Below are 18,087 nucleotides of genomic sequence, written 5' to 3' on the forward strand. Positions count from 1 at the left end.
CGGTCTCGACGCGACGATCCTGGATGCGACGCGCCACCTCACCCGCCTCGCCTCGCTTCCGACGCCGCCGTCCACGACCGCGCGGCTGAGCTTCGACACGCTGCGAAGGCTCTCGACTGGGCGCAGCGAGGCCGCCGCGGCGCTGGTGCAGGCCGCACGCCTCGGAGAGTTCCGCTTCGGACCGAACGACTCGCCCTGGTACGGAGTGAACTTCCGCAGCACGCAGGATGCCCGTTCCGCTCACGACCTCGCAGGCAGACTGCACTCGACGAGCGTCCCCGCACTCCTCGAACGCGGGTACGCCTTGATCTCGCAGACGCGGATGCGTCCGTTCGCCACGATCGACGAGCTCGGCGAGTACCTCCGCCTGCTCGAGGGCATCCGCGATTCCCTCGACCGGTTCAGCCCCACCGTGTTCGAGCGTCCCCTGGGCGAACTGATCCAGGCGCACGGCTCCCGTCGGGACTCGCCGGCGATGTCCAGTGCGAATCGCCGCAGGCTGCGCAGGCTCGCCAAGGAGTACGTCCGCCCCGGCGTGCACATCTCCGAGATGCACGAGGCCCTGCTGCGCATCCAGCAGCAGCGCACGCAGTGGCAGCGGTTCGTCGACGCCGGCGTCGCGCCCGAGATCCCGCTCGGCATCGGCGAGGTCTACGCCTCATGGCAGCGGGTGACCGCCGAGCTGGCCGAACTCGACGCCGCTCTCGGCCGGCGCGAGCCCCTCGCGAACCTGCCGGTGGAGCGTCTCGTGCGCACCCTCGCCGGTCTCGCCGCCAAATCCGACGTGTTCGACAACCTCGTCGAGCGCGCGACGATCCGCGACAAGCTCGCGACCCTCGGCCTGGAGCCGTTGCTGGCAGAGCTCTCGGTCCGCCACGTCGCCGAGGACCAGGTCGCAGAAGAACTCGAGTTCGCCTGGTGGCAGTCGCTGCTGGAGCGGGCCCTGCAGGACAACCGTGCGCTGCTCGGCGCGAACACCGCCGTCGTCGACCGGCTCGAGCGCGACTTCCGCCTGGTCGACGAGGCGCATGCGGCGATGGCAGGTCCGCTGCTGGCCTGGCAGCTCGCGAACCAGTGGCGCATCGCGATCGTCGACGAGCCGACCGAGTCGAAGAACCTCCGTCGCGCGCTGACGCAGGGGACGCCGAGCACCGCCGAGATCGTCTCCGCCGCGCCGATGCTGATGGACGTGCTCGCGCCCGCGTGGATCTCGTCGCCCTATCTGGTGCCGGAGATCCCGGACTCGGTGGAGTTCGACACCGTGCTGCTGGTGGATGCCGCCGCCATCAACCTCGCCGAGGCCGCCCCCGCGATCCGCCGCGCGCGGCAGGTGGTCGCCTTCGGCGACCCGGTGACTCAGCGCCCGACCCCGTTCGAGATGGCCGTGGACGCCGGCGACGACTGGGACGTAGAGGTGCCGTTCGACGAGACCAGCGTGTTCGAGCGCCTCGCCGAGCTGCTGCCGGTGATGACGCTGACGCGCAGTTACCGCGCCGGGGGCGAGGACCTCGCCGAGCTCATCAACGACGCCTTCTACGGCGGAGAGATCGTCTCACTGCCGTGGGCCGGCTCATACCTGGGCCGCGGCAGCCTGACCGTCGACTACGTCGAGGGCGGCGTCGGCGCTCCTGACCCCGTCTCGGGTGCCGTCGAGAGCCCGGACGCCGAGGTCGCTCGGGTCGTCACGCTCGTCGTCGAGCATGCCGTGCATCGCCCGTCCGAGTCGCTCATGGTCATCACGGCCAGCGCCCGTCACGCCGAGCGCGTGCGCGCCGCTGTCACGACGGCCTTCGCCGGACGGTCGGACGTCGCTGACTTCGTCGGCCGCGACACGGCCGAACCCTTCGCCGTGCTCACGCTCGAGGAATCGGTGGCCGAGAGCCGCGACCGCGTGATCTTCTCGCTCGGCTACGGCCTCACCAAGCACGGCCGCGTGCTCAGCGACTTCGGCGACCTCTCCACCCCGGACGGCGAGCGGCTGCTCACGGTCGGCATGACCAGGGCGCGCCGGTCGATGGTGCTGGTCTCCTCCATTCGTCCGTCGTCTTTCGACGATGGACGGCTCGCGCACGGCGCATCCACGCTCATGTCGATCCTCGGCGGCCTCGCGGCGCGGGGGAGGGACTCGCGTCTCGAAGACCTCGCCGATCCGCTGACGCTGGCACTGGCGCGCGAACTGCGCCGCCTGGGGGCTTCTGTCGACGTCGACTACCGCGGTCTGCTGCCTCTGGTCGCGCAGCACAACGGCAAGGCCGTCGTCATCGAATCCGATCCCGAGACCATGGGGGAGTCGCTGCGCGAGACGCTGCGACTGCGACCGCACGTCCTGCGGCGGCTGGGCTGGCACTACGTGCGCGTGCACGCCTTCGACCTGTACAGCGACCCGGTGACGGCGGCATCCCGGATCGCAGCCGTACTGGGAATCTCGGCCGACGCGGTGCGCGCCGAGAACGACACCCAGCCGATCGACTTCTCGGGCGATGTCTGAGCCGGAGGGCGATGAGCCGCAGCGCCAGCGGGTCGAGAAGGTTCCGGGGCGCCGCCGCGCGCGCCTGACTCCCGCCCCGGGCACCGATCCGTCGCCTGAGGTCGCGCCCAAGGCCGAGCGCCCTCCACGCACGACGGGGCGCGGCCCGAACGACGACCAGCTGCTGCGCGACGTCCCGCCGCACTACTGAGGTCTCTCTCAGAAGCTTCGAGAGGGCAGTTCGGCACGGTGCGACGTGCGCGGACCGTGCGCAATTGCCCTCTCGCTCAGAGGGCGTGAGACGGGGCGGGCACGTCTGTGGACAGTTTCTGCGGAGATGGCCTCGGCTGCTGGATGCTCTGTCCATGACTGCGCGCCGACCCCTGCCGTACTTCCTGGCGAAGGGTGCGTTCGCGACTTCTCGCGCCGGCGAGCACGGAATCTCTCGGAGCAGAATGCGGGCCGCCGACCTGGAGACGCCGTTCCGCGGCGTGCGCTCGGCTGGGCTCGACCTCGGTGACCTCGTGCAGCGCTGCCGTGCCGCCGAAGTGTTCATGGATGACGGAGAGGCGTACAGCCACAGCACGGCGCTCCGGCTCTGGGGTGCGCCGCTGCCTGCACAGTTCGGTGCGGCGGGTGCCGCACTGCACATCGGCACGCCCGGTGCCACCCGCAGGCGGCGCGTCGGTGTCATCGGTCACAGGCTTGCTCCGGGCACGCCGATGCGTCTGAGTCCTGACGGACTCCGGACCGTTGCGCCCGCGACCGCGTGGTGCCAGTTCGCGTCGCAGCGCGATGATCTCTCGGACGACGAGATGCTCGTGGCGCTGGTCGCGGTCGCCGACTGCCTCATCACCGGACGTCGCACAAAGGGCATCCGGGGTGATCCGGCGTGCACACCCGAGGAGATGCGCGCCGCCGTGATAGCCCACGGCTCCGGTCGGGGTGCGCGGATGCTCGCAGCGGCACTCTTACTCATGCGCGTCGGTGTCGACTCGCCGAAGGAGACCGAGTTGCGACTGCTGCTGCACAGGGCCGGGGTCGCCGAACCCACGATCGGTCATATCATCCCGACCCGTCTCGGACCCCTCACACCCGACCTGGCCTACCCCGCCAAACGTGTGCTGATCGAGTACGAGGGCGACGCGCATCGAGAGAATCGGCGGCGATGGCGCGGCGACTTCGAACGGGTGCGGGCGTTCCAGCAGGCGGGATGGACGGTGATCCGGGTGAACGCCGATGACCTCACTGACGAGGCGCGTCGCAATGCGCTCATCGCGCAGCTGCGGCTGCTGCTCGCCTGAGCTCGGTGCCCTGGAATGCGCCGAGAGGGCGATTCAGCACGGTGCAGAACGCAACGACCGTGCCGAATCGCCCTCTCGGTGAGCGATCAGACGAGCGTGGCGATCAGGCGCTTGTGCCGGCATCCTTGCGCAGAAGATCGCGGATCTCGATGAGCAGTTCCTGCTCGCTGGGCAGGGTCTCCTCCTCGACCGCGGGGTTCTTCGCGGCCTGGTGCTCCTTGTATTTGTTCATCGGAACGACGAACACGAAGTACACGATGAGAGCGACGGCGATGAAGCTGATGATGGCAGAGATCAGTTCGCCGATCGGGAAGGTGACTTCCTGGCCGTAGATGCCGGTCATCTGAATGCCGATCTCGCCTGTCGCGCCCGCGTCGAAGAACAGCGAGACGAGCGGGGTGATGATCGCCGAGACGACCGCGTTGACAATGGCCGTGAAGGCACCGCCGATGACGACGGCGACCGCGAGGTCGATGACATTGCCCTTGGTGATGAACTCTTTGAAGCCCTGGAACACGGGAACCCCCATCTGTCGATCGCCTCAGCTCGAGGCCGGAGTCGCAGCGGGCGCCGGGCTGGCGCTCGTCGACGATTCCGTCTTCGATGATGCCGAGGAACCGCTCTTCGCGCCACCGCCACTCCGCGAGTCCGTGCGATAGAAGCCGGATCCGTTGAACGTCACCCCGATCGAGCCGTACTGCTTGCGCAGCGATCCGCCGCACTCGGGGCAGAGGGTGAGGGCGTCGTCGGTGAAGGACTGGACTGCGTCGAAGGCGTGATCGCACGACGTGCAGACATAGGCGTAGGTGGGCATGTGCTTCTCAGTGTGTTCAGGGTCGCTCGTGCGACAGATGGAGCGTGCGAGTGGGCGTAACGACGCCGGTCACCGGCTGATCGTGGAGCTCTCGCGGGAGGGAGTCGAGTACCTCGGAATCATAGGTCACGGCGTACACAGGAGGGCAGTTCTCCATGGACCCGATGGTCTTGTCGAAATAGCCCCGGCCCCAGCCGAGTCTGGTGCCCTCGGCATCCACTGCGGCCGCGGGGATGATCATGAGGTCGACGTCGTTGACGGCGATCGGGCCGAGCACCTCGCCGGTGGGCTCGGGCAGACCGAACAGCCCCTCTGCGACGTCGTCGGTGTCGTCGGCGACGGCCCAGTCGAGCAGACCGTCCGCCCGTGTGATCGGCAGCAGTACTCGGATGCCGCGGCGCACAGCGCCGATGATGAACTCGCGGGTGTCGGGTTCGGTGGTCGTGGAGAGGAAGCACGAGATCGAGCGGGCGTCGTGAGCGGCGACCAGCTCGTCGAGCTGTGCGGTGATGCCGGATGCCGCGACCTCGCGCTGCTGCTCCGACAGCAGCTGGCGGCGCTCGCGCAGTTCTGCGCGCAGCGCGCGCTTGGCGTGTTCGACGTCGGGCGACATGCTGCGATTCTACGTGGCGGTCCTGCGGGTGACCCCCAGTAAGCTGGCCGAATGGGAAAGCAGTCAATCAAGGCAGTCATTCCGGCAGCGGGTCTGGGCACTCGGTTCCTGCCCGCCACGAAGGCGATGCCGAAGGAGATGCTGCCGGTCGTGGACAAGCCCGCGATCCAGTACGTCGTCGAAGAGGCCGCATCGGCTGGCATCGACGACATCCTCGTGATCATCGGCCGCAACAAGAACATGATCTCCAACCACTTCGACTCGGTGCCCGAGCTCGAGGTCAAGCTCACCGAGAAGGGCGACATGCAGCGCCTGGAGCGGGTCATGAAGTCCAGCGACCTCGCTGACATCCACTACCTCCGCCAGGGCGAGCCGAAGGGCCTCGGCCACGCGGTGCTGCGCGCCAAGACTCACGTCGGCGACAGCTCGTTCGTCGTCATGCTCGGCGACGACCTCATCGACGACCGTGACGAGCTGATCACGACGATGATGGCCGAGCACGAGCGCACCGGCGCGACCGTCGTGGCCCTCATGGAGGTCGACCCGTCGCAGATCCACATGTACGGCGCCGCGGCGGTCGAGGCGACCGACCAGGACGGCATCGTGCGCGTCACGGGTCTCGTCGAGAAGCCGGCCCAGGAGGACGCTCCCTCGAACCTCGCCATCATCGGCCGCTACGTGCTGCCGCCGGCGGTCTTCCCGATCCTCGAGCGCACCGAGCCTGGCAAGGGCGGCGAGATCCAGCTGACGGATGCGCTGCAGGAACTCGCGGCCGACTCCGACGGCCCCGGTGTCGTCGGCGTGATCTTCCGCGGACGCCGCTACGACACCGGCGACCGCGTCGACTACATCAAGGCGATCGTCCAGCTCGCGACCGATCGCGACGACCTGGGTGCAGACCTTCGCCCGTGGCTGAAGGAGTTCAGCGCGGGCCTCTGAGCTCGCGGACTGCGGGGATCGCATGGAACTGCTGCAGGGACACAGTCACGGCCCGGTCGAGCTGAGGCTCATCCGGTCCCGTGACGCGCGCGTCCTGCAGCAGGAGCTGCTGGACAATCGCTCGTGGCTGCAGCGCTGGGAGGCGACGATCCCCGGCGGCGCGACGGGCTTCGACATGCGTCTGAGCATCCGCAGGCTCCTGCAGCAGTACCGCGACGGCGGCGGATACCCGTTCGTGATGCTGTACAACGGCGAGATCGCCGGTCAGCTGAACGTGTGGGGGGGTCGCCCGCGGTTCGCTGTGCTCTGCGACCATCGGCTATTGGGTCAGCGAGCGGTTCGCGGGGCACGGCATCACACCGACCGCTGTCGCGCTCGCGACCGACGCCTGCTTCAGCGAGTACGGTCTGCACCGCATGGAGATCTGCATCCGGCCGGAGAACGCGGCGAGCCTGCGGGTCGTGCAGAAGCTCGGCTTCCGCTACGAGGGGTTCCGGCGCCGTTTCATCCACATCGACGGGGACTGGCGAGACCACTACGCATTCGCGCTGACGCGAGATGACGTCCCCGAGGGCGTGCTGTCGCGCTGGCTGAGCGGCAACGCCCCGCAGGATGCGGCCAGCATCCCTCCCTCGGATCGCCTTCCGATCTGAATTTCCCGCGTGTCGGATCCGACACGCGTCGGAACTGAGGGGCGCAGACCGCGCTGTCGCATACCGTTGAGGCTATGAATGGGCCGGTGCTGAGTGGGGGCGTCATCGTCCTCGTCGCGGTGCTGCTCTGGATGCTGTATCTGCTGCCCTCGTGGCGAGGCAGGTATCAGTACAACGCCTCCGAGCGGAACGCCGTGCGCCTGAACCAGGCGCTGCGCGTTCTCGCCGAGACCAGTGAGACGCCGGACGAGGTCCGCCTCGAGCTCAACGCCCGCACCGCGCTCGCGCAGCAGAAGCTCGCAAAGCGCCTCCAGTCCGAGAAGGAGGCGAGCGAGCTCATCCGCCTCCGGGCCGAACTCGCCGCAACACGGGCGGACCCGATGCTGCGCCAGGCGCGCGCGCGCCGCCGCGTGCGCGTGGTCGCTGCATCCGTCCTGATCCTGGGGCTCTCGATCGCCGGGCTCGGCGTGTGGCAGCTCGTCAGCGGCGGTGCACAGGCGCTGATCTGGATCGGCGGGGCTCCGGCGGTCGTCGCTGCGGTCGCGCTGCAGAAGATGGCTTCCGTCGCCCGCCGCAGCCTGAGCCGCCCCGCAGCGGAGGTTCTGCCGGAGCCGGCGCCGCGCGTTTCGCCGCCGCTGCACGACCAGGGGCGAGCGTCGTGGACCCCGCGCCCGCTGCCGGCGCCCATGGCGCAGGTCAGCGGATCACTCGCCCACACGGCCCGCGCCGAGATCGAAGCCGCGCAGGAACTGCGCCGTGCCGAGCGTGTCGCCGAGCTTCGCCGGCGTGCGGCGCAGATGGCTCCGCCCGAGCCCGTCGCGCTTCCCGCCCCGCCCGCTCCCGCTGCTGCGGAGGAGCCTTCGCCGTACTCGCGGATGGGATTCGTGGATGACGCGGAGATCGAGCAGCACGTGCGTCAGATGCTGCAGCGCCGTGCCGCGGGTTGAGCAGCGCCTCGGCGCATCGGGCCTTTCGGGCGTGATAATCTAGCTGAGGTTCACGGGCCTATGGCGCAGTTGGTAGCGCGCCTCGTTCGCATCGAGGAGGTCAGGGGTTCGAATCCCCTTAGGTCCACCACCAGAGGGAAGCCCCGGGCATCTGCCCGGGACTTCCCTCATTCCAACCGCTCGTCCGGCGTAAGCTCCGAGCATGAACGCGCGAGCACTGCGGGGCATCGCCGTGGCGGCGACCGCCGCGCTGCTGCTCACCGCGTGTGCGGCTCCGGAGGAGCCCCCGCCCCGCGTGAGTACGACGACAGCACCTCCGGGATCGCCGCAGCCGACTGCCGCCGTCTCGGTCATCGCCGCTGGCCTCGACGTGCCGTGGTCGGTGGCCTTCCACGACGGCATCCCGCTGGTCAGCGAACGCGACAGCGCACGCATCCTCGAGCTCGACGAGAGCGGCGCAGCGCGCGAGGTCGCGGTGATCGATGGAGTGCAGCCATCGGGAGAGGGCGGCCTGCTGGGGATCGCAGTCCACGACGACCACCTCTACGTGTACTTCACGGCGGCGGATGACAACCGGATCGAGCGCTTCCCCTTCAGCGGAGACGCCGGAGGCCTGGCGCTCGGCGATCCGCAGACGGTGCTCGACGGCATCCCGAAGTCCGGCAATCACAACGGCGGGCGCATCGCATTCGGCCCAGACGGGATGCTGTACGCGACCGCCGGCGATGCCGGCGACGGCTCCGCCGCGCAGGACCTCGACAGCCTCGCCGGCAAGATCCTGCGTCTGACGCCCGCGGGTGACATTCCCGACGACAACCCGTTCCCCGGCTCGCCCGTGTACAGCTACGGCCACCGCAACCCGCAGGGCATCGCCTGGGACGATTCGGGCGCGATGTACGCGTCGGAGTTCGGGCAGAACACGTGGGACGAGCTCAACGTCATCGAGGCGAGCGGCGACTACGGCTGGCCGGAGGTCGAAGGGATCGCCGGGGACGACCGATACATCGACCCCGTCCAGCAGTGGCGCCCCGCGGACGCGAGCCCGAGCGGCATCGCGATCGCCGACGGCAGCATCTTCATCGCGAACCTGCGCGGTGAGCGACTGCGCGAGGTTCCGCTCGACGATCTCGCCGCATCCACCGAGCACTGGGTGGGGGAGTACGGTCGTCTGCGCGATGTCGTCGTGGCGCCAGACGGCGCACTCTGGGTGCTGACGAACAACACCGACGGTCGAGGCAGCGCCGGGCCGGATAGCGACCGCATCCTGCGCCTCGGGGCTCCTTGACCCGCGTTCACTCGCCGAGACGGGCTTTGCAGCACGAGACGGCGGCTGCCAGCACCCGTCTCGTGCGGCAAACCCCGTCTCGAGGTGCGACTGTAGGGCGGCGGGTCTACGGCGCGAGTGACTCCGCCGGGTCCACCGGCCGGCCGGCATCGCGGATGATGTCAGCCACGACATCCGCGTCGAAGTGGAAGACGAGGTCATCCGGCGCGAGGCGCTCCAGGAACGGCACGACGCGCACACGATCTTCCTCGATTGTGACCACGGACCCTCCGTAGCCGTTCACCGCGGCCTCCTCGGCCGGGTCGCCGAAGGCGCACGAGAGGTTCGTCACGCCGGGCGCCACGGTCACCGGCACACCCGCCACGTACTCCGTGACCGGCAGATGGTAGTGACCGGCGAGGATGACACGTACATCCGTGCCGCGCACGATGTCGATGAGCTCGTGGGCGTCCTGCTCGTCCAGCGCGAGCGCCTGCAGCAGATCCGTCTGCGCGCGCACCGGCGGATGGTGCACGACCACGACGGTGCCGCGCTCCGCGGGCGTCGCGAGCGACTCGCGGAGGAACTGCTTCTGCTCCGCCTCGAGGTCGCCGTAGCCGACTCCCGGGATCGAGCTGTCGAGCACGATCACTCGCCAGCCGTCATGCTCGACGACGGATGCCACTGGACGATCCAGATCCACGCCAGGCAGCTCCTGCTCACCGGCATCCGGCTGTCCGCCCCCGAGCACCGTGCGGAACGAATCGCGCCGATCGTGATTGCCCATCGCGAAGACCACTCGCGCGCCGCGCGCCTGCGCCCACGGGTCGAGCTGCTCCCGGACGCTGCGATACGACTCCTCGGTGCCGTCCTCGCTGACGTCGCCCGAGACGACCACCAGGTCGAACAGCAGATGCCCGACGTGCGCGAGCGCACGGCGAAGGTGCTCGGCTGTGTCGACCACACCGTAGTGGCGCCCGCCGTCGCCCGAGAAGTGCGTGTCGCTGAGATGAAGGATGCGCAGACCGCTCATGCGTTCACTCTGCCAGAAAGCTACGACATCTCACCCGAGAATCAGCGTCGCCGTGAGCAGCACTGGGATGCATCCGATCGTCGTGATGAACACCGTGTCGCGCGAGATCGATTCGCCGATGTCGTAGCGCTGCGAGTAGTTGAAGACGTTCTGCGCGGTGGGAAGCGCCGCCAGCACGACCACGATCAGCACCTCGTGCGCCGACAGGCCGAACACGAACTCCGCCACGACCCACGCGAGCACCGGCATCACCAGCAGCTTCAGCGTGCTCGCCAGCAGCACATCCCGCCGGTGCCCCGAGGTGCCGAGGACCCGCTGTCCGAACAGGGAGATACCGTAACTGATCAGCAGGACCGGCACGCACGCGTTCGCCAGCAACGTCGCCGGCTCCATGACGATGGGCGGCAGCTCGACACCCAGCACCGACACGAGCGTCCCGAGCGCGGACCCCAGGATGATCGGGTTCGTCGCCGTGCGCACGAACGTGCGCCACACCGAGGTGCGTCCGCTGGTGACGGTGTCGAGGATCGTCAGCGAGATCGGCGTGAACACCAGAAGCTGCATCAGGATCACCGGCGCGGGGTAGGCGGCGCTGCCCAGCAGATACAGCGACAGCGGGATGCCGATGTTGTTCGAGTTCACCTGGCCTGCAGACAGTGCGCCGATCACGGTCTCGCCCACGTCGCGCTTCCAGACCAGCTTCGCCACCAGCGCGTAGGCCGCGATGACGGCGATCGCGGCGATCGCCGAGACCGGCAGGAGCGACGAGAACAGCACCCGCGCGTCGGCCTGCGCGAGCACGGTGAACAACAGGAACGGGGACAGGACGAAGAACGTCAGCCGGCCCAGCACGTGGCGCGCATGCGGGCCGAGCAGATCCATGCGTCCGATGATGTACCCGACGGCGATGGCGAGTCCCACCACGGCGAATCCGGTGAGAGTCTCGAGCACTTTCCGAGCCTAGCGCTCGCGGTTCGGCGACCCGCCCCGACAGAGCAGTTTTTTCCTTCTCACCGGGAAATTTGACTTCCCTATGGAACCGGCTATGGTCAATGGCACACCCGCCAGCCGATACGAGAGGGGAAGCGAGTCCCGATGGCAGGAAAGACGCCGACAGCAAAGACCGGGAAGAAGACTGCGCAGCTGACGCTCAAGGAGAAGCGAGCAGCCAAGCGCGCCAAGCAGGAGCCGGAATCCTTCATCAAGCCACGCAAGGGTGCGGCCGGCTGACCAGTTGAAGGACCGGCCCCTGAGGGGTGGGGGAGTCGCAGGCGGGTGACCTGCGGCTCCCCCTTCCTCGTCTCTAGCGCAGGCGCCGCTGCAGCTCCGCCGCGGTCTCGGTCACGGCAGTCGCGGCATCCGCTTCGCTCGGTCCCGTGTCGATCGACCAGGTCACGGCGACGGCCGCGATCGGCCATCCGGATGTGTCGAGCACGGCCGCACCCACCGAGCGTGTTCCGTCCGTGATCTCGCCGTCCTCCGACGCATGGCCTGCCGCGCGGATGCTGCGCAGCAGCTCGCGCAGCTCGCTGGGCCTGCCCGGTCCGAGACCGGTGCGCGTCGAGAACGCCGATGCGCTCGGGTACAGCGCCCGCACCTGCTCGCGCGGCAGGGCCGCGAGCATCGCCCGCCCCGTGGCGGTGAGGTGCGCGGGCAGGCGGACGCCCACTTCCGTCACGAGCGCCGGTCGCCGCGGCGCGCGTTCCTCGACGATGTAGACCACATCGGATCCGCTCAGCACACCCAGGTGCGTGCTCTCGCCGAGGCGGTCTGCGAGCGCTGCGACGAGCGGACGGCCGAGCCGCGCCAGTGGCTGCTGCCGCGCGAAGCCGCCGGCGAGTTCGGATGCCGCGGTGCCCAGTGCCCACCGGCGTTCCTCGCGCAGGTGCAGGACGAACCCGTGCTCGGCCAGGGTGTTCAGCAGATGGTGGACCGTCGAGCGGGGGAGGCCCAGCTCGCGCGCGATGGCGGCTGCCGCCACAGGGGCGGGACGCGTGGCCAGATGCCGCAGGATCCGCAGAGTCTGGTCTGCGGCGGGCACCTGCGGGTTGTCTGTGATCACAGACACAGGATGCCACGCGACCCTGTCCGCCGCCACCGGCCGGGTGTGGAATCAAGACATGCCCCATCCCATCCGCATCGGCGCCGACGTCCTCACCCCCGCAGAGGTCGTCGCGATCGCGCGTCACGGTGCACGGATCGAACTCGCCGACGAGGCGCTCGACCTGATCGCCGAGACGCGCGGCGTCATAGACGGCCTCGCCGCCGACCCGCACCCGCACTACGGCGTCTCCACCGGCTTCGGCGCACTCGCGACGACCTTCATCGCCCCGGAGCGACGCCGTCAGCTGCAGGCGAGTCTCATCCGCTCGCACGCGGCCGGTACGGGCGCCGAGGTCGAGACCGAGGTCGTGCGCGCGCTGCAGCTGCTGCGTCTGCAGACCCTCGCCACCGGGCGCACCGGGGTGCGCACCGTTGTCGCCGAGACCTACGCCGCCATGCTGAACGCCGGCATCACCCCGGTCGTCCGCGAGTACGGGTCGCTGGGGTGCTCCGGCGATCTCGCCCCGCTCGCGCATGTCGCGCTCGCCGCGATGGGGGAGGGCGATGTGCGCGTCGAAGGCTCTGGATCGGTCGCTGAGCCTGTCGAAGCGTCCGCGGCGCTCGCCGACGCCGGCATCCAACCCCTCATCCTCGAAGAGAAGGAGGGGCTCGCGCTCATCAACGGCACCGACGGGATGCTCGGGATGCTGCTGCTCACCCTGCACGACCTCGAGACGCTCATCACGACGGCTGACCTCGCAGCGGCCATGTCGATCGAGAGCCAGCTCGGAACGGATGCCGTCTTCGCCGCCGACCTCATGGCGATGCGCCCGCAGGTCGGGCAGGCGGCGTCCGCCGCCAACGTGCGCGCCTTCCTCGCCGGATCCCCCATGGTCGCCAGCCACCGCGGACCGGAGGACGGCCGCGTGCAGGACGCGTACTCGCTGCGCTGCGCGCCGCAGGTGCACGGCGCGGCCCGCGACACCATGTCGCACGCCGCGACGATCGCGTCGCGAGAACTGGCGAGCGTGATCGACAACCCGGTCGTCACGGTGGACGGGCGTATCGAGTCCAACGGCAACTTCCACGGGGCGCCGGTCGCGGCCGTGCTCGACTTCCTCGCGATCTCGATCGCCGACGTCGCCTCTGTGTCGGAGCGCCGCACCGACCGGGCACTTGACCCCGCGCGCAGCCACGGCCTGCCGCCGTTCCTCGCGCACGAGGTCGGGGTGGACTCCGGACTCATGATCGCCCAGTACGCCGCCGCCGGGATCGTCTCCGAACTCAAGCGCCTCGCAGTGCCGGCATCCGTCGACTCCATCCCGTCCTCGGCGATGCAGGAGGACCACGTCTCGATGGGCTGGGCGGCAGCGCGGAAGCTGCGCCGCGCCATCGACGGGCTCGCCCGGGTGCTCGCGATCGAGGTGATCACCGGCGCACGCGCGCTCGACCTGCGTGCACCGCTGCTCGCAGGCCCCGCGACGGGTGCGGTGCGCGATCTCGTCCGCACCGTGGCTGCCGGTCCAGGGCCCGACCGGTACCTATCGCCCGAGATCGAAGCCGTCACCGAACTCGTCCGATCGGGCGCGATCGCCCGCACCGCCAAGGAGAACGCTCATGTCTGACACCGCTGCTTCGGGTACTGCCGTGCCGGGCCCTTCGACCGGCTCAGGGACCGGGGATCGTTCCGTTCGCGCGCCACGCGGTCCGGAGCGCACCGCCAAGAGCTGGGGCGCCGAAGCCGCCAAGCGGATGCTGATGAACAACCTCGATCCTGAGGTCGCCGAGCATCCCGAGGACCTCGTCGTGTACGGCGGCACCGGCCGCGCAGCCCGCAGCTGGAAGGCGTACGACGCGATCGTCCGCACGCTCGACGAGCTCGAGCCCGACGAGACGCTGCTCGTGCAGTCCGGCAAGCCGGTCGGTGTGTTCCGCACGCACGAGTGGGCGCCGCGGGTGCTCATCGCCAACTCCAACCTCGTCGGTGACTGGGCGACGTGGCCCGAGTTCCGCCGGCTCGAGTCGCTCGGGCTCACGATGTACGGGCAGATGACGGCCGGGTCATGGATCTACATCGGCACGCAGGGCATCCTCCAGGGCACGTACGAGACGTTCGCGGCCGTCGCGCGGTCGCTTCCAAGAGCGGTCGCTGAGCCTGTCGAAGCGTCGCTGGCCGGAACGCTCACCCTCACCGCCGGCGCCGGAGGGATGGGCGGCGCGCAGCCGCTGGCCGTGACGATGAACGGCGGAGCGGTGCTCATCGTCGACGTCGACGAGACGCGTCTGGCCCGCCGCGTCGAACACGGATACCTCGACCGCCACACGACCGACCTGGATCAGGCCGTCACAGATGTCCTCGCCGCCAAAGACGCCGGCGAGGCGCTCTCAGTGGGGGTCGTCGGCAACGCCGCCGACGTGTTCCCCGAGCTGCTGCGCCGCGGCATCCCGATCGACATCGTCACCGATCAGACCAGCGCGCACGACCCGCTCGCCTACCTCCCGCAGGGCGTCTCGGTCGCCGAGTGGAAGACGGAGGCCGAGCGCGATCCGGAGGAGTTCACCCGCCGCGCACGCGCGTCGATGGCAGAGCACGTCGCCGCGATGGTCGGATTCCAGGATGCCGGTGCCGCCGTGTTCGACTACGGCAACTCGATCCGCCGCGAGGCCGAGCTCGGTGGGTTCGAGCGGGCCTTCGCGTTCCCCGGGTTCGTTCCCGCGTACATCCGGCCGCTCTTCGCCGAGGGAAAGGGGCCGTTCCGCTGGGTCGCGCTCTCCGGCGACCCGGCCGATATCGCCGCGACCGACCGTGCCGTGAAGGAGCTGTTCCCTGAGGACGCGGCGCTGCACCGCTGGCTCGACCAGGCGGCGGAGAAGGTGCACTTCGAGGGGCTGCCGGCCCGGATCTGCTGGCTCGGCTACCAGGAGCGCCACCTCGCAGGACTGAAGTTCAACGAGATGGTCGCGTCGGGTGAGCTGAAGGCGCCGATCGTGATCGGCCGCGACCACCTGGACGCCGGATCCGTCGCCTCGCCGTACCGCGAGACCGAGGCGATGGCCGACGGCTCGGACGCGATCGCCGACTGGCCGCTGCTGAACGCACTGCTGAACACGGCATCCGGGGCGTCGTGGGTGTCGCTGCACCACGGTGGCGGGGTCGGGATCGGCCGCAGCATCCACGCCGGTCAGGTCACCGTCGCCGACGGGACGGCGCTTGCGGCGGAGAAGCTCGAGCGCGTGCTCACCAACGACCCTGGCACCGGCGTCATGCGCCACGTGGATGCCGGGTACGAGCGCGCTCGCGAGGTCGCCCGCGACCGTGGCCTGAAGGTGCCGATGCTGTGATGCTAGAAGTCGAGAGGGCGGTTCGGCACAGTGTCGGGGGTGGGCACCGTGCTCAAGCGCCCTTTCGACGCTCGACGGAAGGCGGATGCCGATGCGCACTCTGATCACGAACATCGGTGAGTTGACGACGAACACGGAAGCCGGTGTGGTTCGGGACGCCGCTGTGATCATCGAGAACGAAAGATTTGCGTGGGTCGGGTCGGCCGACGATGCTCCCCCGGACCCCGCGGGATACGCGGAGGTGGATGCCGAAGGGCGTGCCGTGATCCCCGGGTTCGTCGACAGCCACAGCCACATCGTGTTCGGCGGCGACCGCGCGACGGAGTTCGAGGCGCGCATGGCGGGGGAGAAGTATGCCGCCGGCGGCATCCGCTCGACCGTCGCCGCCACACGAGCCGCTACGGATGACGAGTTGCGGGCGCGGCTGCGCGGATTCATCGACGAGATGCGCGCGCAGGGCACCACGACGGTCGAGATCAAGAGCGGCTACGGGCTCGACGTCGAGACGGAGAAGCGCCTGGTGCGCCTGGCGGCCGAGGTCACCTCGGAGGTGACCTTTCTCGGCGCGCACGTCGTCCCGGCGGAGTACGCCGAGGACCCCGACGCCTACGTCGATCTGGTCACGGGCCCGATGCTGGATGCCTGCGCCCCCCACGCTCGCTGGATCGATGTCTTCTGCGAGACCGGCGCCTTCACCGTCGCGCAGTCCCGCAGGGTGCTCGAGGCAGGCGTCGCGCGCGGACTCGCTCCGCGCGTTCATGCCGGCCAGCTCGGCCCCGGTGACGGTGTGCGGATGGCAGTCGAGCTCGGTGCGGCATCCGTCGACCACGGCACCTATCTCTCCGACGACGACGTCGCGGCGCTCGCGGCCTCCGACACGGTCCTCACTCTGCTCCCCGGCGTGGAGTTCTCGACGCGCCAGCCCTACCCGGATGCCCGGCGTCTCATCGACGCGGGCGTGACCGTCGCGATCGCGTGCGACACGAACCCCGGGTCGAGCTTCACCTCGTCCATGCCTTTCTGCATCGCCGTCGCCGTGCGCGACATGGGCATGACACCGTCCGAGGCGCTGTGGGCGGCGACCGCCGGGGGAGCGGCGGCACTGCGCCGCGACGATATCGGCGTGATCGCGCCTGGCGCCCGCGCCGACCTCGTGCTGTTGGACGCACCGAGCCACGTGCACCTGTCGTACCGCCCTGGCGTCCCCCTTGTGCGTGCGGTGTGGAAGGACGGCGTGCGCGTCTAGAGGAGAGACCCGGCGACCGGAGCCACCGGCACCGCCGACCATTCGATCACGGCACAGATCACCAGTCCGAGAAGCGCGATCGCGGCGATGGCGATCATCAGCCCCGCCATGAGGCGCAACCGCCGTTCGCGGTCGCCCACCGCCCACCGGCTCACCACCAGCGCCGCGTACAGGCCGATCACGAGAATGGCTGTGACCCAGGCGACCGGCGCGGACGAGCGCGGGTCGATGACGGTGAGAAGACTCAGCGGGATCAGGCAGATCAACACGAACAGTCCGGCGACCACGATCCAGATCGTGCCGTCCGACGACCGGAGCGCGGGCTGATTCGCCATCCGCGTGGGGTCGCGCCTCGCCTGCGCTCGTGACACCTGCGCCCGTGACACCTGCGCCCGTGACATCCGTGCCGACATGTCGCCGCCTCCTCTGTGATGCAGCCATCCTCGGCGTGCCGGTGCGGCGGGGCGAGGGGGTGGCGTCGTCAGTGCGGTGGGCGTACCCTCGTCGCTCCGCCGGTGCGCTCGGCGACGCCGGCCAGCAGCTCCAGCACGCACAGCGCCGCAAGGCGCACGGTGCGTCCGTCCTCGGCATCCGCGGTGGCATCCACCTCGGCGATGTCGGCGCTGACGACCCGGTCATCCGCTGCGACGGCACGGGCGAGCGCCCGCAGCTCCCACGCGTGAAGGCCCCCCGGCACGCTCGCCGGGCAGCCCGGTGCGACAGAGCGATCGCACACGTCGACGTCGATGTCGAGGTGGATGCGGCCGGATCCCGCCCCGGCGACCTCGAGCGCCTCCGCCACGACGTCGTCGACACCGCGTCGCCGCACCTCGTCGAGCGTGATCACACGGATGCCCCAGTCGGCCGCGCGCTGCGCATAGGCGGCGGAGTTCGCGAAGTCCGCGATCCCGATCTGGACGATCCGCCGCGGATCGATCCGTTCGGTGGGCACCGTCGCAGCGGCCGGGACATCCTCGATGAGCCGCCGCACGGGGGTGCCGTTCGAGATGCCGTCGCGCAGGTCGAAGTGGGCGTCGAACGTGATGAGACCGGATGCCGCGGCGCCCAGCGCGACCGGATATGTCAGCGAGTTGTCGCCGCCGAGCGCGATGACGAAGGCGGGGGACAGCTCGCGCACTCTGGCGATCGTGGCGGCTTCACCGTCATCGCCGTCGGGCTCTTCGATGTCACCGGCATCCCGGATCGCCAGGACGGCATCGAGATCGACAGCCGGCGGCCCCATCAGCGTCGGGCTGTACCGCTGCAGCGCCTCGCGCACCGCGCGCGGGGTCGCGTGGGCCCCGGTCGGCGACAGCGACGTGCGCCAGGTGGGTACGCCGAGCAGCACGGCATCCGCCTCGCCTTCGAATGCCGGCCAGGCACCGGCGCGCGGCCACAGCGGGTCGTGGGAGAGAGCCATGT

General features: G+C 69.8%; 18 protein-coding genes, 1 tRNA gene and 1 pseudogene. 12 read left to right on the top strand and 8 right to left on the bottom strand.

What is annotated here, in order from left to right; genetic code table 11:
• From MAE01_RS11160 to MAE01_RS11170, 3 genes are all read left to right on the top strand, one after another.
• Positions 1–2,488 (top strand): AAA family ATPase (locus MAE01_RS11160; protein ID WP_186806219.1); only part of this gene is annotated, 2,488 nt, incomplete at its 5' end.
• Entirely contained in the window at positions 2,481–2,678 is a 198-nt protein-coding gene (locus MAE01_RS11165; protein WP_147039641.1) for a hypothetical protein, read from the top strand. The genes MAE01_RS11160 and MAE01_RS11165, both read left to right, overlap by 8 nt.
• A 154-nt stretch (positions 2,679–2,832) precedes the next feature.
• Positions 2,833–3,771, top strand: coding sequence for a putative endonuclease domain-containing protein (locus tag MAE01_RS11170; RefSeq protein WP_147039642.1), 939 nt, complete (start codon positions 2,833–2,835; stop codon positions 3,769–3,771).
• A 103-nt stretch (positions 3,772–3,874) separates the two neighbouring features.
• Here MAE01_RS11170 and mscL read toward each other — a convergent pair whose 3' ends face one another.
• The 3 genes from mscL to MAE01_RS11185 are packed head-to-tail and all read right to left on the bottom strand — an operon-like array spanning position 3,875 to position 5,198.
• Positions 3,875–4,288 (bottom strand): large conductance mechanosensitive channel protein MscL, encoded by a 414-nt coding sequence (gene mscL / locus MAE01_RS11175; RefSeq protein WP_147039741.1) that lies wholly within the window; start codon positions 4,286–4,288, stop codon positions 3,875–3,877.
• A 24-nt stretch (positions 4,289–4,312) separates the two neighbouring features.
• A complete protein-coding gene (locus MAE01_RS11180; protein WP_147039643.1) occupies positions 4,313–4,585 on the bottom strand; it encodes an FmdB family zinc ribbon protein in 273 nt (90 codons plus the stop codon).
• 16 nt (positions 4,586–4,601) lie between these two features.
• Positions 4,602–5,198 (bottom strand): 5-formyltetrahydrofolate cyclo-ligase, encoded by a 597-nt coding sequence (locus tag MAE01_RS11185; RefSeq protein WP_147039644.1) that lies wholly within the window; start codon positions 5,196–5,198, stop codon positions 4,602–4,604.
• Positions 5,199–5,249: 51 nt separating this feature from the next.
• Here MAE01_RS11185 and galU point away from each other — a divergent pair, with 51 nt between their 5' ends.
• The 5 genes and pseudogenes from galU (at position 5,250) to MAE01_RS11210 (ending at position 9,022) form a co-directional block, all read left to right on the top strand.
• Positions 5,250–6,137 (top strand): UTP--glucose-1-phosphate uridylyltransferase GalU, encoded by an 888-nt coding sequence (galU, locus tag MAE01_RS11190; RefSeq protein ID WP_147039645.1) that lies wholly within the window; start codon positions 5,250–5,252, stop codon positions 6,135–6,137.
• Positions 6,138–6,159: 22 nt separating this feature from the next.
• A pseudogene (locus tag MAE01_RS11195) lies at positions 6,160–6,790 on the top strand (GNAT family N-acetyltransferase).
• A gap of 74 nt (positions 6,791–6,864) precedes the next feature.
• Positions 6,865–7,737 (top strand): hypothetical protein, encoded by an 873-nt coding sequence (locus MAE01_RS11200; protein WP_147039646.1) that lies wholly within the window; start codon positions 6,865–6,867, stop codon positions 7,735–7,737.
• A gap of 54 nt (positions 7,738–7,791) precedes the next feature.
• Positions 7,792–7,867: transfer RNA gene (locus MAE01_RS11205), tRNA-Ala, on the top strand.
• 72 nt (positions 7,868–7,939) lie between these two features.
• Positions 7,940–9,022 (top strand): PQQ-dependent sugar dehydrogenase, encoded by a 1,083-nt coding sequence (locus MAE01_RS11210; RefSeq protein WP_147039647.1) that lies wholly within the window; start codon positions 7,940–7,942, stop codon positions 9,020–9,022.
• A 106-nt stretch (positions 9,023–9,128) separates the two neighbouring features.
• On the opposite strand, the gene MAE01_RS11215 is transcribed toward MAE01_RS11210, so the two are convergent.
• Complete coding sequence (locus MAE01_RS11215) at positions 9,129–10,034, bottom strand: metallophosphoesterase (protein WP_147039648.1); 906 nt, start codon at positions 10,032–10,034, stop codon at positions 9,129–9,131.
• A gap of 30 nt (positions 10,035–10,064) precedes the next feature.
• The gene (locus tag MAE01_RS11220; protein WP_147039649.1) at positions 10,065–10,985 is read right to left on the bottom strand and encodes an AEC family transporter; all 921 of its coding nucleotides are present in this window, start codon (positions 10,983–10,985) and stop codon (positions 10,065–10,067) included.
• A gap of 144 nt (positions 10,986–11,129) precedes the next feature.
• Here MAE01_RS11220 and MAE01_RS16245 point away from each other — a divergent pair, with 144 nt between their 5' ends.
• Positions 11,130–11,264: a hypothetical protein gene (locus MAE01_RS16245; RefSeq protein ID WP_267237934.1), complete on the top strand. Its 135-nt coding sequence runs from the start codon at positions 11,130–11,132 to the stop codon at positions 11,262–11,264.
• A gap of 73 nt (positions 11,265–11,337) precedes the next feature.
• On the opposite strand, the gene MAE01_RS11225 is transcribed toward MAE01_RS16245, so the two are convergent.
• Positions 11,338–12,102, bottom strand: coding sequence for an IclR family transcriptional regulator (locus MAE01_RS11225; protein WP_371861774.1), 765 nt, complete (start codon positions 12,100–12,102; stop codon positions 11,338–11,340).
• Positions 12,103–12,154: 52 nt separating this feature from the next.
• Between MAE01_RS11225 and hutH the strand changes: the two genes are divergently transcribed.
• The 3 genes from hutH to hutI all read left to right on the top strand — a co-directional run bounded on the left by hutH (position 12,155) and on the right by hutI (position 16,665).
• Positions 12,155–13,702 carry a histidine ammonia-lyase gene (gene hutH, locus MAE01_RS11230; RefSeq protein ID WP_147039650.1) on the top strand — a complete coding sequence of 516 codons (1,548 nt, stop codon included), beginning with the start codon at positions 12,155–12,157 and terminating at the stop codon, positions 13,700–13,702.
• A complete protein-coding gene (gene hutU, locus MAE01_RS11235; RefSeq protein ID WP_147039651.1) occupies positions 13,695–15,419 on the top strand; it encodes a urocanate hydratase in 1,725 nt (574 codons plus the stop codon). The genes hutH and hutU overlap by 8 nt, the downstream gene beginning before the upstream one ends.
• A gap of 91 nt (positions 15,420–15,510) precedes the next feature.
• Positions 15,511–16,665, top strand: coding sequence for an imidazolonepropionase (hutI, locus tag MAE01_RS11240; protein WP_147039652.1), 1,155 nt, complete (start codon positions 15,511–15,513; stop codon positions 16,663–16,665).
• Here the strand turns inward: hutI and MAE01_RS11245 are convergent.
• Entirely contained in the window at positions 16,662–17,078 is a 417-nt protein-coding gene (locus MAE01_RS11245; RefSeq protein ID WP_147039653.1) for a hypothetical protein, read from the bottom strand. The two genes, hutI and MAE01_RS11245, sit on opposite strands and share 4 nt — an antisense overlap.
• A gap of 68 nt (positions 17,079–17,146) precedes the next feature.
• Positions 17,147–18,085: an arginase family protein gene (locus MAE01_RS11250; protein ID WP_147039654.1), complete on the bottom strand. Its 939-nt coding sequence runs from the start codon at positions 18,083–18,085 to the stop codon at positions 17,147–17,149.
• Between the last annotated feature and the right edge of the window lie 2 nt (positions 18,086–18,087).

Origin of the sequence: Microbacterium aerolatum (assembly GCF_007988825.1) — a bacterium.
Classification (GTDB): Bacteria; Actinomycetota; Actinomycetes; order Actinomycetales; family Microbacteriaceae; genus Microbacterium; species Microbacterium aerolatum.

Bases quoted from the DNA above. Each gene is read 5' to 3' on its own strand.
- MAE01_RS11165 (WP_147039641.1), top strand. From the start codon at position 2,481: ATGTCTGAGCCGGAGGGCGATGAGCCGCAGCGCCAGCGGGTCGAGAAG.
- MAE01_RS11170 (WP_147039642.1), top strand. From the start codon at position 2,833: ATGACTGCGCGCCGACCCCTGCCGTACTTCCTGGCGAAGGGTGCGTTC.
- MAE01_RS11180 (WP_147039643.1), bottom strand. From the start codon at position 4,585: ATGCCCACCTACGCCTATGTCTGCACGTCGTGCGATCACGCCTTCGAC.
- MAE01_RS11185 (WP_147039644.1), bottom strand. From the start codon at position 5,198: ATGTCGCCCGACGTCGAACACGCCAAGCGCGCGCTGCGCGCAGAACTG.
- galU (WP_147039645.1), top strand. From the start codon at position 5,250: ATGGGAAAGCAGTCAATCAAGGCAGTCATTCCGGCAGCGGGTCTGGGC.
- MAE01_RS11200 (WP_147039646.1), top strand. From the start codon at position 6,865: ATGAATGGGCCGGTGCTGAGTGGGGGCGTCATCGTCCTCGTCGCGGTG.
- MAE01_RS11210 (WP_147039647.1), top strand. From the start codon at position 7,940: ATGAACGCGCGAGCACTGCGGGGCATCGCCGTGGCGGCGACCGCCGCG.
- MAE01_RS11215 (WP_147039648.1), bottom strand. From the start codon at position 10,034: ATGAGCGGTCTGCGCATCCTTCATCTCAGCGACACGCACTTCTCGGGC.
- MAE01_RS16245 (WP_267237934.1), top strand. From the start codon at position 11,130: ATGGCAGGAAAGACGCCGACAGCAAAGACCGGGAAGAAGACTGCGCAG.
- hutH (WP_147039650.1), top strand. From the start codon at position 12,155: ATGCCCCATCCCATCCGCATCGGCGCCGACGTCCTCACCCCCGCAGAG.
- hutU (WP_147039651.1), top strand. From the start codon at position 13,695: ATGTCTGACACCGCTGCTTCGGGTACTGCCGTGCCGGGCCCTTCGACC.
- hutI (WP_147039652.1), top strand. From the start codon at position 15,511: ATGCGCACTCTGATCACGAACATCGGTGAGTTGACGACGAACACGGAA.
- MAE01_RS11245 (WP_147039653.1), bottom strand. From the start codon at position 17,078: ATGTCGGCACGGATGTCACGGGCGCAGGTGTCACGGGCGCAGGTGTCA.
- MAE01_RS11250 (WP_147039654.1), bottom strand. From the start codon at position 18,085: ATGGCTCTCTCCCACGACCCGCTGTGGCCGCGCGCCGGTGCCTGGCCG.